General features: G+C 63.8%; 13 protein-coding genes and 1 riboswitch. Of the genes, 6 read left to right on the top strand and 7 right to left on the bottom strand.

From position 1 onward, the window contains the following. Positions 1 to 303, top strand: a complete 303-nt coding sequence (locus ACIQC5_RS02945; protein ID WP_400278283.1) for a hypothetical protein — start codon at positions 1 to 3, stop codon at positions 301 to 303. On the opposite strand, the gene ACIQC5_RS02940 is transcribed toward ACIQC5_RS02945, so the two are convergent. The 4 genes from ACIQC5_RS02940 to thiO form a co-directional block, all read right to left on the bottom strand. Continuing rightward, on the bottom strand, positions 300 to 962 hold the full coding sequence (locus tag ACIQC5_RS02940) for a 4a-hydroxytetrahydrobiopterin dehydratase (protein ID WP_400278282.1): 663 nt from the start codon (positions 960 to 962) through the stop codon (positions 300 to 302). The genes ACIQC5_RS02945 and ACIQC5_RS02940 overlap by 4 nt on opposite strands. Positions 963 to 1020: 58 nt before the next feature. After that, positions 1021 to 1818 (bottom strand): thiazole synthase, encoded by a 798-nt coding sequence (locus ACIQC5_RS02935; protein WP_400278281.1) that lies wholly within the window; start codon positions 1816 to 1818, stop codon positions 1021 to 1023. 3 nt (positions 1819 to 1821) lie between these two features. Further along, positions 1822 to 2058: a sulfur carrier protein ThiS gene (gene thiS, locus ACIQC5_RS02930; protein ID WP_400278279.1), complete on the bottom strand. Its 237-nt coding sequence runs from the start codon at positions 2056 to 2058 to the stop codon at positions 1822 to 1824. Further along, on the bottom strand, positions 2055 to 3359 hold the full coding sequence (thiO, locus tag ACIQC5_RS02925; RefSeq protein WP_400278277.1) for a glycine oxidase ThiO: 1305 nt from the start codon (positions 3357 to 3359) through the stop codon (positions 2055 to 2057). Before thiO ends, thiS begins: the two co-directional genes overlap by 4 nt. Then, positions 3352 to 3469, bottom strand: a riboswitch (TPP riboswitch). Its footprint overlaps the gene before it by 8 nt. Before the next feature lie 27 nt (positions 3470 to 3496). Between thiO and thiE the strand changes: the two genes are divergently transcribed. Next, a complete protein-coding gene (gene thiE / locus ACIQC5_RS02920) occupies positions 3497 to 4177 on the top strand; it encodes a thiamine phosphate synthase (protein ID WP_400278276.1) in 681 nt (226 codons plus the stop codon). A gap of 34 nt (positions 4178 to 4211) precedes the next feature. Here the strand turns inward: thiE and ACIQC5_RS02915 are convergent, their stop codons facing one another. After that, entirely contained in the window at positions 4212 to 4880 is a 669-nt protein-coding gene (locus ACIQC5_RS02915) for a ferritin-like fold-containing protein (RefSeq protein WP_400278275.1), read from the bottom strand. Between the two features lie 41 nt (positions 4881 to 4921). Between ACIQC5_RS02915 and ACIQC5_RS02910 the strand changes: the two genes are divergently transcribed. From ACIQC5_RS02910 to ACIQC5_RS02900, 3 genes are all read left to right on the top strand, one after another. Then, a complete protein-coding gene (locus ACIQC5_RS02910) occupies positions 4922 to 6382 on the top strand; it encodes an RNB domain-containing ribonuclease (protein ID WP_400278273.1) in 1461 nt (486 codons plus the stop codon). 276 nt (positions 6383 to 6658) lie between these two features. Further along, entirely contained in the window at positions 6659 to 8338 is a 1680-nt protein-coding gene (locus ACIQC5_RS02905; RefSeq protein WP_400278272.1) for a DEAD/DEAH box helicase, read from the top strand. Between the two features lie 8 nt (positions 8339 to 8346). Beyond that, complete coding sequence (locus ACIQC5_RS02900; protein ID WP_400278270.1) at positions 8347 to 9210, top strand: DNA-methyltransferase; 864 nt, start codon at positions 8347 to 8349, stop codon at positions 9208 to 9210. A 14-nt stretch (positions 9211 to 9224) separates the two neighbouring features. Here ACIQC5_RS02900 and ACIQC5_RS02895 read toward each other — a convergent pair whose 3' ends face one another. Next, positions 9225 to 9656: a hypothetical protein gene (locus ACIQC5_RS02895; RefSeq protein ID WP_400278269.1), complete on the bottom strand. Its 432-nt coding sequence runs from the start codon at positions 9654 to 9656 to the stop codon at positions 9225 to 9227. Between the two features lie 75 nt (positions 9657 to 9731). Further along, positions 9732 to 10580 (bottom strand): PHP domain-containing protein, encoded by an 849-nt coding sequence (locus tag ACIQC5_RS02890; protein WP_400278267.1) that lies wholly within the window; start codon positions 10578 to 10580, stop codon positions 9732 to 9734. 80 nt (positions 10581 to 10660) lie between these two features. Here ACIQC5_RS02890 and ACIQC5_RS02885 point away from each other — a divergent pair, with 80 nt between their 5' ends. After that, a complete protein-coding gene (locus ACIQC5_RS02885; protein WP_400278265.1) occupies positions 10661 to 12235 on the top strand; it encodes an aminopeptidase P family protein in 1575 nt (524 codons plus the stop codon). The last annotated feature ends 59 nt before the right edge of the window (positions 12236 to 12294 follow it).

The raw sequence follows: 12294 nt of genomic DNA, 5'->3' as shown, positions 1-12294 counted from the left end.
ATGCTTTCACTCGTCGTTGTTGTGCTTGCCACCGTCGCCACCGGTTTCATCGTGTGGGCGAACGACAAGCGCCACGGTAAGTACGGCATCGCCTTGCCGGCAGGTGTTTCAGCGGCTGTGGGTGCCCTGGCCTGGATTGCCTTCATCCTTGCCGGTCTGGGCTACCAGCCCGGACTGACGTGGATTCCCTGGATCCTGCCCATCGTGCTCGGCACGGCCGCATCTGCAGCCGCGGTGGTCTACCTGGGGCGTACGCGCACCAAGCAGGACACCGAAGCACTTACCAAAGCGTTGATGCTTTAGTCCTGACCGTCCTCCGCTTCAGTGCACAGACAGAAGCGGTTGCCTTGTGAATCCGTGACCACCACCCATGCGGGTGCGTGGTCATGCTCCATTAAGGCCCCCGTTGATTCCGTCTTTGTGAGGACGGGCCCTGATTCAGCCAGGCTCCGGTACACATCCACGTGCATCCGGTTCTCATGGGGCTCATCCGTCTCCTGGAACCACAACGCTGGTCCCCGGCCATAAGGATCCACCAGCGCCCCGTCGGCGGTTTTACGGTATCCGAGGCCCACTCGCCAGGTTTCTGAGATAGCCGGGGCATCGTCGGTATCGATCGCCAGTTCCACACTCCGGTACAAGCCCGGTTCCGCGACAGCTCCAACGACGGCGGCAACCTCGCTCGCCGCTGAAGCGGCGGCGACGTCGCGGTCCGTTACCTGTGTCCCGGCATCGTGGGACGTGTAACGCAGGAACACCCGGTTATAGCGCCAGTCCAGGTCCGGATGATGGTTCTGTTCTTCTGCGATCTGCCCGACGGCGGCAATAAGGGCCAGCGCGTCAGCCGCCGTCGAGGTCTTGAATACCGTGACGAGTCCGTCCAACTGGTACCTCCAGTCGGGGAGGTCCGCAAGGACGGCGTCGATGACCGCCCTGGACAGTGGATCTTCCGTGTCTGCCACAGCTGCTCCTAGCTAACAGTCGGCGTCAGGGTTATCAGTCGGCCATCAGGCCCGGGTCCTAGAGGAACTCTGCCCGGCCTTCCATGGCAGAGGATGCCAAGGCGTGTTCCCTGCGCGGAATCCGGCCCGCTTGCTTGGCCAGCCTACCGGCGATCACGGCGTGTTTGAAGGCTTCGCCCATCTGCACGGGGTTCTGCGCACGGGTGACCGCGGTGGCGAGCAGGACGGCGTCGCAACCGAGTTCCATGGCCAGCGCAGCGTCCGAGGCTGTACCGATTCCGGCGTCGAGCACTACGGGAACCGAAGCGCGCGAGACGATCAGTTCGATGTTGTGCGGATTCAGAATTCCCAGGCCCGTTCCGATCGGCGAACCCAGGGGCATGACAGCCGTGGCTCCCAGATTTTCCAGCCGAAGCGCCAGCACGGGGTCATCGTTCGTGTAGGCAAAGACCTTGAAACCGCGGTTGACCAGCTGTTCCATGGCGTCCACCAGTTCCACGGCATCAGGCAGAAGCGTGTGCTCGTCGGCAATGACCTCCAGTTTGACCCAGTCCGTCTCCAACGCCTCACGGGCAAGTTCGGCTGTCATGACGGCGTCCTTCGCAGTGAAACACCCTGCCGTGTTCGGAAGGACCCTGATGTTGTGATCCACCAGGAGCTGAAACAGCGAGCCTGTCTCGGCCGGCGAGTATCGGCGCATGGCAACTGTGGTGAGTTCCGTACCCGAGGCCAGCAGAGCAGCGCCCAGCCCGTCGAGGCTCGGGGCGCCCCCAGTGCCCATGATGAGGCGCGAGCCGAACTCAACACCGTCAATCACCAATGCATCGGTGTGAACGTCAATGTTTGTTGTGGTCATGGTTCAGCCTCCCTGTACTGCGGTCACGAGTTCGAGTTCATCGCCGTCTGCGAGCGCCGTGGCAGCCCACTGGCTGCGCGGAACCACTTCGGAGTTGCGGGCGACGGCGACACCCAGCTTGCCGCCGTCGGTCGCCTGTCCGAGGTGGTCCAGAACGCGGCCGGTGATGGCGGTGACGAGGGTGCTGACTGAGGCGTTATCCGACACTGCGTGGTCGGCGCCATTGAGTTTGATGTTCATGCTGGGTCCTTGCTGGCGATGGGTGTGGCGGACGTCAGGAGTCGTGGTGTTGATCCGATGCCGGTAGCGGTGTGGCCGGCGGTGAACCGGTCCGGCCGGAACCTGGTCCATCTGGGATCTGTGATGCCCTCCATCAGCTGAGCGGTGATCTTTGCCGCTGCAGGCATCAGGAGGACACCGTGGCGGAAGAAACCAGTGGCGATCACAAGCCCGGCGACGTCGCCGTCGTGCCCGGCGGCGCGTCCCAGCAGCGGTGCGTTGTCCGGGGTTCCGGGGCGGGCACGGGCTGTGGCTTCCAGGAGTTCCAGCTCGGCGACCGCAGGAACCAGGACCTGGGCGTCGCGCAGCAATTGGTACACACCGCCGGCGGACACGGCATTGGACGATGCCGAGAGGCCATCCTCACGTTGGGTGGCTCCGATCACCACAGTGCCGTCCTCACGGGGCACGATGTATACGGGAACTCCACGCACCATGCCGCGGACTGTGGAGGTGACCAGCGGCCTGAGGTGTTCGGGGACACGGAGTCGGAGAATGTCGCCATAGACGGGGCGCAACGGGAGGGCGAGTCCGTCCGGCAGGCCGGCGAGGCCGGCAGCACCCAGGCCGTTCGCCACCACGGTCTCCTCCGCGCGAATCACGTGGCCGGATGCGACCGTGGCTCCGCAGACCCTGTCATCGTCCCAGTCGAGCCTGACAGCCGACGAGGCCATGGCGAAGCCATCGGCTGCGCCGCCGACCCAGCTGGCGTCTGCTGGTGTGTGTGCCGCAAGGCTTGCGATGAGGCGACGGGCAAGCTTGCGAGGGTCCACCTGATGGTCGGCCGGGATGTCGAACGCACACGAGATTTGCGGGCTCAGGAGCGGTTCCCGCTCGCGTGCCTGGCGAAGCGCCAACGGTTCAACGTCCAGCCCGTTGGCCACCTGCACCGATCGCAGGTCCGCCAGCGCCCGACGGTCCGCGGCATCCGCGCCAACGGCCAGGGTCGACGTCGTGCGGTATCCGGTGCCGTCTCCGTCGGAGGGCAGGAGCGTTCCAACGAAACCCGGCCACAGTCCTGAGGACTCCAACATCAGTTCGAGGAGATCTTCTTCCTGGTAGTGCAATTCGCTGACCGGAGCGAGCATGCCCGCGGCGGCGAACGTGGCGCCGGTGGCTGGTTGAGGATCGATGAGCACGACCGAGCGGCCGCGTCGCCTTGCCTCCTCGGCAATGCCCAGGCCAATGATGCCGCCGCCGATCACGGCAACGTCCGCGTGCAGCAGTTGCGAGGTTCCGGGGGTGTGGTCCGATGCTCCCATGGGTTTCCTTCCCTACGCCGGTATTAGCCGGATCAGGTCAAGCGGTCGGCGCTGAAGCCCTCTCAGCCGGACGGTCATATGACGCAGTCTCGGCTCCCGCAGTACGTGCCCAGTTTAGAGGAACTACTCTGGTTTTCATGACCCAGCATGATGTCCACACCACAGCCCGCCTCTACCTGTGCACCGATGCCCGCAAACAACGAGGCGATTTCGAAGACTTCGTCGACGCCGCATTTGAGGGCGGCGTGGACATCATCCAGCTTCGCGACAAGACGCTCGAGGCCGGAGAGGAACTGGAAGTCCTGGAGGTTCTCCACAAGGTCGCGCACCGCCACGGACGGCTCTGGTCGGTCAACGATCGGGCCGATGTTGCCAGTATTTCCGGGGCTCCCGTATTCCACATAGGACAAAAAGACATCCCCCTCCGAGCCGCCCGCCACCTGCTCCACGACCCCACCGTGATTGGTCTCTCCACCCACACCCCTGAGCAGATTGACGCAGCGATCGCAGCTTCCCCGGGCCGCAGTGGGCTGGACTATTTCTGCGTGGGCCCAGTGTGGGCAACGCCTACCAAACCTGGACGCGCGGCAGTTGGCCTGGACTTGGTCACATATGCCGCAGAAGCCGTGAAGCGGGCTGACGAGGAGACGGTCGGGGGCGTGCTGCTTCCTTGGTTTGCCATCGGCGGCATCGACCTCACCAACGTGGAGCAGGTTGTCGCGGCGGGCGCGAGCCGGATCGTCGTGGTCCGCGCCATCACTGAAGCAGAAGACCCGACGGCGGCAGCCAAGGCGCTGGTCGAAGCCCTCGGCGCGTAGCACAACTGTCCGTTGGGGTCTCTGCCGAACCACTTCAAGCGGTCAGGCCGAGGCCCGTCATGCGTTGACTGTGGCGCCCTGCCAACTCCGCCGTCAAGGCAGTCGCGGTTTCCCGGGCATCCCCTTCACCCCGCAACATGGGACCGAGGAGGGGATGCTCCATGGCCACCCGCTGGGCTTGGGTGAGCGCCTCTCCCACCAGCCGTCGGCCCCACAAGGCAAGTCTCGAGGACAAACGGGGGTCCTCTGACAGGGCCCGACGCAGCAGGACCCGTAGAACCTCCGTGGCCTGATCGGAAGCGGTAATTTTCTCGACGAACTCCTGGGTCCCCGCATCGAGGTAGGCCGCCACCGCCCGATAGAAATCGGACGATACGGTGTCGATCACGTACGCCTTCATGATGGACTCAAACCAGTCACCGGGCCTGGTCCGCTCATGGAAATGGTCAAACGAGCGCTGGAACGGGAGCATGGCCTCGTCGGGGTCTATCCCCAACCCGTTGAGCCTGGCAGTGACCATGGCGAAATTTCCGTAGGCACCCACGGCAATTTTGGCCAGAACCGCCCGGTCATGCAGCGTCGGCGCATATCTGGAGTCCGAGGACAGCCTGCCGAAGGCTGACAACTCGCCGTAAGCCATGGCTCCGAGCATCTCCGCCACGAGGTGCCCAGGGGAAGGAATGCCAGACCAGGATGTGCCCATGATCCAAGACTATCCGCCGATTTCGGGCTAACCTGATTTTCGTGCCACATCATCGGATAGCGCCCAACGTCACCGACGCATCGAACCAGCTCGCAGAGGCATTTGCCGCGTTGAGGACCGAGCTGGAGCTCCCGGGGGTCTACCCTTCTGCGGCCGTTGAGGAAGCCCGCGAGTCCGTGGAACACCATGGGCTGCCGGATCGGGATCTGCGTGACGTTCCCTTTGTGACAATCGACCCCGCAACGTCCACGGACCTGGACCAGGCGCTCTTCATCGATCGTGACGGTGAGGGGTACAAGGTTCTCTACGCGATCTCGGATGTCCCGTCTTTTGTAGCTCCCGGCGGGGCCCTGGATGCCGAAACACGGCACCGCGGACAGACGTTCTATGCACCGGATGGCAGGATCCCGCTCCACCCCGAGGTCATCAGCGAGAACGCCGGAAGCCTGTTGGCCGACCAGGATTGCGCGGCATACGTCTGGGAGTTTGCGCTCGACGCCGAGGCCAACGTCGTGTCCGTCCGTGTTGCCAGGGCAACAGTCCGCAGCCGCGCCAAGCTCAGCTACAAGGGAGCCCAGGAAGAGATTGACGCCGGCACGGCGCCTCCGGTTCTCCAGCTCCTCAAGGAGGTTGGACTCAAGCGCGTTGAGCTCGAGCGCTTGCGCGGTGGAGCCAGCCTCAACATGCCTGAACAGGAGATCGTCCAAGTGACGGATTCCGGAGGATACAGAATCGTAGCTGCGCCTTCTCTCCCCGTTGAAGACTGGAACGCCCAAATCTCCCTGATGACCGGAATGGCCGCCGCGCAGCTGATGCTCGACGGAAAAGTCGGCATCCTGCGCACCATGCCAGCGCCGGAAGAACGTTCCCTGCTCCACTTCAAACGCCAAACAAAGGCACTCGGCAAGCCATGGGACGGAGAGGTCAGTTATGGCGAATACTTGCGGACCTTGGACGCCTCGGACCCGAGACAACTCGCCATCCTGCATTCAGCGGGCATGTTGTTCCGCGGCGCAAGCTATACCCCGTTCGACGGCGAGGTTCCGGCCAACGTCATCCAGTCGGCCATCGGCGCACCCTATGCCCACACCACCGCTCCCCTGCGGCGGCTCATCGATCGTTTCGTCTTGGTGATCTGCGAGGCACTGAGCAATGACCAACAGATCCCTGGCTGGGCCCGCGAAGCACTTCCTTCCCTTCCTGAGATTATGGCGGGCTCGGACCAACTGGCCTCCAAGCTGGAGCGGATGGCCTTGGATGCGGTTGAAGCCGCGCTTGCTGTGAACCACATCGGCCAGGAGTTCGAGGCGGTTGTTATTTCCGGTTCGAAGCCGCCCAACGGCAACGGCAACGGCAACGGTCCTTCCGGCATTGTGCAGATCGCGGAGCCTGCAGTGACTGCCCGCTGCGAGGGCGAACTTGAGCCTGGCACCAAGGTCAGGGTGAAGCTTGTGAAGGCGGACATCGCCACGCGGGAGATCCGTTTTCAACTTCTTCCCTAGCGCAGATCCGCCCCGATCCGGGCTTTGAGGCTCCCAGAGGATAGACTGACCCTGTAGTAATGGATGCCCGGTCGTTGATTCAGTTCATTTTTGAAGTCAACAAGCCCGCCCCTACGCGATCTTGAGATGTGCCCGCTGGTCACCAGTGCCAGTACTTAGATAGCCCGCGATCGGCTTCCACTGGATTTGCTTGTGCGCCCGTTGTGCTCCGGTACGGCTCCGCCGCCGCCGTTGAGCACGCAGCGCCAATGCCCAAATGAATAAGGAAACTCCCCTGTGAGTGAATTGCACACCCATGAAGTCTTGACCGACTCCACCGGAACCGAATCGATCGAACCCGAGGAAACCATTACCTCGGACGAGACACCCCATGAGATCGAAGAAAAGTCCTTCGCTGACTACAACGTCCGTGCCGACATCGTCGAATCGTTGGCCGACGCAGGCATCACCCACCCGTTCCCCATCCAGGCCATGACGCTGCCTGTGGCCCTCAGCGGCCACGACATCATCGGCCAGGCCAAGACCGGTACCGGCAAGACCCTTGGTTTCGGTATCCCTGCCCTCCAGCGCGTTGAAGGCCGGGATGACGCAGGCTACGCCAAGCTCGCAGTGCCGGGTGCCCCCCAGGCGTTGGTGATCGTTCCAACCCGTGAACTCGCAGTCCAGGTTGCCAATGACCTCCAGACGGCGTCCCGCAAGCGCAACGCCCGCATCGCCACCATCTACGGCGGCCGCGCCTACGAGCCCCAGATCGACGCCCTCCAGAAGGGTGTCGAAATTGTTGTCGGAACACCCGGCCGCCTGATCGACCTCTACAAGCAGAAGCACCTGAGCTTGAAGAACGTCAAGATGGTCATCCTGGATGAGGCCGACGAAATGCTGGACCTTGGCTTCCTCCCGGACGTCGAGACGCTGATCGCCGGAACCCCTGCCGTCCGCCAGACCCTGCTCTTCTCCGCCACGATGCCGGGCCCCGTGATCGCGATGGCCCGCCGCTACATGACGCAGCCGACGCACATCAGGGCAGCTGACCCCAACGACGAAGGCCTCACCAAGCGCGACATCCGTCAGCTCATTTACCGTGCGCACAGCATGGACAAGACGGAGGTCGTGGCCCGCATCCTCCAGGCCCGCGGCCGGGGCAGGACCATCATCTTCACCAAGACCAAGCGCACCGCCGCGAAGGTTGCCGAAGAGCTCGTGGACCGCGGGTTCGCCGCTGCCGCCATCCACGGCGACCTCGGCCAAGGTGCCCGTGAGCAGGCCTTGCGTGCCTTCCGCAACAACAAGGTGGACGTTCTGGTCGCCACCGACGTCGCAGCCCGCGGCATCGACGTCGACGACGTCACCCACGTCATCAACTATCAGTGCGTTGAAGACGAGAAAATCTACCTGCACCGCGTGGGACGTACGGGTCGTGCAGGAAACAAGGGCACCGCTGTCACGTTCGTGGACTGGGACGACATGCCCCGCTGGGGCCTCATCAACAAGGCTCTGGGACTCAGCGTTCCGGAACCCATCGAGACGTACTCCTCCTCGCCGCACTTGTACGAGGACCTGGACATTCCCGAGGGCACCAAGGGCCGCCTTCCCCGCAACAAGCGCACCCTTGCTGGTGTCGACGCCGAGGTCCTCGAAGACCTTGGCGAGACGGGCAAGAAGAACTCCGGTTCCGCCCGTGGCAGCCGCGACGGCGGGCGTGGACGCGATGGTAGCCGTGGCCGCTCCGACTCGGCCAGCAGCGAGTCAAAGGGCGACTCCGGGCGCAACCGCACGCGCCGCCGTCGTACCTCCGACGGCGATGCAGCCCCGGCCTCAGCAGGGGAAGCCAAGGCTCCCGTTGCTGAAGGTGCTGAGAAGCCTGCACGGTCGCGCCGTACGCGCACGCGCCGCCGCAACGGCGAAGTCGTATCGGGCGAAACGGCCGGCGCGCAGTCCGGTAACTCCGAGGCCTAAATCCCTCAATGACTGAAACTGTTTGGGCGCCGGACGGCGGCAATCTGGTGGTGCACGCGGACAACGCGGAATTCCTCCCGACGCTGCCGGACGGCGCCTTCACACTCATTTACGTGGACCCGCCATTCAATACCGGCCGGGTCCAGCGCCGCCAGGAAACCCGCATGGTCCGCAACGCGGACGGCGACGGCGACCGGGTCGGCTTCAAGGGCCGTTCCTATGACACCATCAAGGGCGCCCTGCACAGCTACGACGACGCTTTCAGCGACTACTGGTCGTTCCTGGAGCCAAAGCTCGTTGAAGCGTGGCGCCTACTGGCCGACGACGGCACCTTGTACCTGCACCTCGACTACCGTGAAGTGCACTACGCCAAGGTCATGCTGGATTCAATTTTCGGCAGGGAATGCTTCCTGAACGAGATCATCTGGGCCTACGACTACGGCGCCCGCGCCAAAAACCGCTGGCCCACCAAGCACGACAACATCCTGGTGTACGTCAAGAACCCCGCAAAATACCACTTCGACAACGCCGAAGTGGACCGCGAGCCGTACATGGCACCCGGCTTGGTCACGCCCGCCAAACGCGAGCGTGGGAAGCTCCCCACGGACGTCTGGTGGCACACGATCGTCTCGCCGACGGGCCGGGAAAAGACCGGCTACCCCACCCAGAAGCCTGAGGGACTGGTGCGCAGGATCGTCACGGCATCAAGCCGTGAGGGCGATTGGTGCCTTGACTTCTTTGCGGGCTCCGGGACCCTGGGCGCGGTCGCGGCCAAGCTCGGCCGCAATTTCGTGTGCGTCGACCAGAACGAGCAGGCCATCGAGGTCATGCGGAAGCGGCTGGGCGCCAAAGCGTCCTTCCACCCCAATTAGTTCGCGTTTGCTGGTCAGCCGCACCCGTGCATCAATTGGATTCCCTGGTCGTCCTGCCTGTTTTCCAGGACTGCTCCGTGGGAATCACACAATGCGTTGACCAGCAGCGCGAAGCCTTGGCCGTTCTCAAAATTCCCTCCACCGCCCGGCACATCAGGCACGGTTCCTGGAGGGATGAACACCCAGGCGCCCCAAGCTTCCACGTAGCCCCAGTTGCCGCTGAAGTGGACGTTACTGCTGATGTCCGGAATAAATACCCACTCAGTCCCTGTGTAGGCCGGGCGGCTCACGTTATTACAGTCCAGGGCATTTGCTGTGGCAGGGATGAACATTAAAGCGGCTGCAAGGGCTGTTGCAGCCAAGGATTTCTTGAACATGATTGCTCCATCGAGAGTGATTTCTTGCGATGAGACCTTCAGTGGTGCGGCCCAGCCCGCCTCCCCCACGAGCGCCAGACTACTCTTCCCGCGGAGCACGTCAAGATACTTTCCGAACACGGGGACCGCAACGTTGGTCCTCGTTTATGGCCGGACAACCTGCGTTCCAGTGCCCAGCTGCTCAATCATCTCCAGGACCCCGGGAGCTGTCAGGTTCTCCCCCAGCCGGTTCGGTTTCCCTGCCCCGTGATAATCCGAGGACCCAGTGATGAGCAGGCCGTTCTTTGCCGCCAACGCACGCAAGTAGTCCCGGCCCGCCTCCGGATTGTCCCGGTGCTCGATCTCCAGGCCCAACAGTCCAGCGTCGATCATCTCGCGATATGTGCGGTCCCCTACTACACGCCCTCTGGCCGACGCCACCGGGTGGGCGAACACCGGCACGCCGCCGGCGGCACGCACAAGTTCGACGGCGATGGCTGGGTCCGGCGCGTAATGCTGTACGAAGTAGCGCGAATGTGAGGTCAGGATGGAGGCGAATGCCTCGGATCGGTCCGCGACCACCCCGGCCGCAACCAAGGCGTCGGCGATGTGGGGGCGGCCCACTGTTGCCCCAGGGGCTACATGGTGGATGACGTCGTCCCAGCTCAGTGGATAATCCTCGGACAACAGCGTGACCATACGCTCGGCCCGGGTCAACCGAGCGTCTTTGGATTTGGTGATTTCCTCCAGCAACCCCGGGTGCGTTGGATCGTGGAGGTAACTGAGCAAATGCACGCTGATCCCCTGCTGGGTCCGGCACGAGATTTCCATCCCGGGAACCAGGGCGATCCCCTCTTCCTTTGCCGCTGCAGCGGCCTGCGCCCAGCCATCCGTGGAGTCGTGGTCGGTGAGTGCAACCACGTCCAAGCCTGCCGCGGCGGCCGAAATCATCACCCCGGCCGGTGTCTCGGTTCCATCGGAAACATTCGAGTGCGCATGCAGGTCTATCCTCACTTTCCCAGCCTATGGGATGCAGGCCTGCATGGAGCGTTGCGCCGTTGGCCTCCTCACGTAACTGGTGGGACGATGTAACGGTGAACGATGCCGAAAACACCCAGAACTCTGCCTCCCAGCCCCTGCAAGAGCGCGTCAACAACCGCTCACAGAGGCCCACGTCCGATGCCTTCAAGGCATTCATGGCCAGCAATTGGGCACCCGCGCCGCAGGTGACCCCTGCTCGTGACGCCGTAGCAGACCATGCCGCCAACCGCCGTCGCACCATTTCCGAACTGTTCAAGGGCGAACGGCTCGTTGTCCCGGCCGGTCCGCTGAAGGTCCGTTCCAACGACTGCGACTACCGTTTCCGCCCGCACTCCGGCTTCGCCCACCTCACCGGTTTGGGCTTGGACCACGAGCCCGACGCCGTACTCATCCTCGAGCCTGTGGCGGAAGGAAAAGGCGACGACGGCGGTCACCACACTGCGACGCTCTACTTCCGCCCGCTGGCTGGCCGCGATACCGAACAGTTCTACGCGGACTCCCGCGCAGGCGAGTTCTGGATCGGCGCCCGCCCCACCCTGGCCGAATTCGAAGCACGGCTGGGCCTGCCCACCGCGCACATCTCCGAACTCGAAATGGCCATCACCAAGAACGTGGGAGCCCCGGAAATCGGTGGCATCTCCATCCGCCTGGTCCGCAAGGTGGACGAGAACATCGACGCCCTGGTGGACACTGCCCGCTACAACACAGCCAAGGACCCGGAAAACCTGGACCTCGGCGCACTCGACGCCCTCGACGAGAAGCTCAGCGAAGCGCTCTCCGAACTGCGCCTGATCAAGGACGCATGGGAAATCGAACAGATGAAGGTTGCCGTCGCCGCCACCGTGGAAGGCTTCGCCGACGTGGTTCGCGCGCTCCCCCGTGCCCTGACCCACAAGCGCGGCGAGCGTGTTGTTGAAGGCGCCTTCTTTGCCCGCGCCCGCGAAGAAGGCAACGAACTCGGCTACGACACCATCGCCGCTTCCGGCAACAACGCAACCGTGCTGCACTGGAACCGCAACTCCGGAACGGTCAACGCCGGCGAACTGCTGCTGCTCGACGCGGGTGTGGAAGCCGATTCGCTGTACACCGCCGACGTCACCCGTACCCTCCCGGCCAACGGCACCTTCTCCGACGTGCAGCGCAAGGTCTACGAAGCCGTCCTTGACGCCGCCGACGCCGGTTTCGCCGCCGCGCGCCCGGGCGTGAAGTTCCGCGACATCCACACCGCTGCCACCACCGTCCTGGCCGAGCGCCTCGCCGAATGGGGCCTGCTGCCGGTTTCCGTGGAAGAGGCCACCAGCCCCGAAGGCCAGCAGCACCGCCGCTGGATGCCGCACGGAACCAGTCACCACCTCGGCCTTGACGTCCACGACTGCGCCCAGGCCAAGCGTGAGCTCTACCTCGATGGCACCCTCACCGAAGGCATGGTCTTCACGATCGAGCCCGGCCTTTACTTCAAGAACGAGGACCTCGCCATTCCCGCCGAATACCGCGGCATTGGCGTCCGGATCGAAGACGACATCCTCATGACAGCCGACGGTCCGGTCAACCTCAGTGCCGCACTGCCGCGCAAGGCCGACGACGTCGAGTCCTGGATGGCCGGCATCTACCAGGAAGCCGCGGGCTAGCCTTCAGGCGCCACATCCGACCATAAGAAAGGGAAGGTCACCGGATCACCGGTGGCCTT

It is taken from the genome of Paenarthrobacter sp. NPDC092416, from assembly GCF_044755025.1.
Taxonomy (GTDB): Bacteria; Actinomycetota; Actinomycetes; order Actinomycetales; family Micrococcaceae; genus Arthrobacter.
The sequence above is the reverse complement of the archived record's forward strand: the minus strand, read 5'-3'. Positions and strand labels throughout refer to the sequence as shown.

Bases quoted from the DNA above. Each gene is read 5' to 3' on its own strand.
- ACIQC5_RS02900 (WP_400278270.1), top strand. From the start codon at position 8,347: ATGACTGAAACTGTTTGGGCGCCGGACGGCGGCAATCTGGTGGTGCAC.
- thiE (WP_400278276.1), top strand. From the start codon at position 3,497: ATGACCCAGCATGATGTCCACACCACAGCCCGCCTCTACCTGTGCACC.
- ACIQC5_RS02945 (WP_400278283.1), top strand. From the start codon at position 1: ATGCTTTCACTCGTCGTTGTTGTGCTTGCCACCGTCGCCACCGGTTTC.
- thiS (WP_400278279.1), bottom strand. From the start codon at position 2,058: ATGAACATCAAACTCAATGGCGCCGACCACGCAGTGTCGGATAACGCC.
- thiO (WP_400278277.1), bottom strand. From the start codon at position 3,359: ATGGGAGCATCGGACCACACCCCCGGAACCTCGCAACTGCTGCACGCG.
- ACIQC5_RS02935 (WP_400278281.1), bottom strand. From the start codon at position 1,818: ATGACCACAACAAACATTGACGTTCACACCGATGCATTGGTGATTGAC.
- ACIQC5_RS02915 (WP_400278275.1), bottom strand. From the start codon at position 4,880: ATGGGCACATCCTGGTCTGGCATTCCTTCCCCTGGGCACCTCGTGGCG.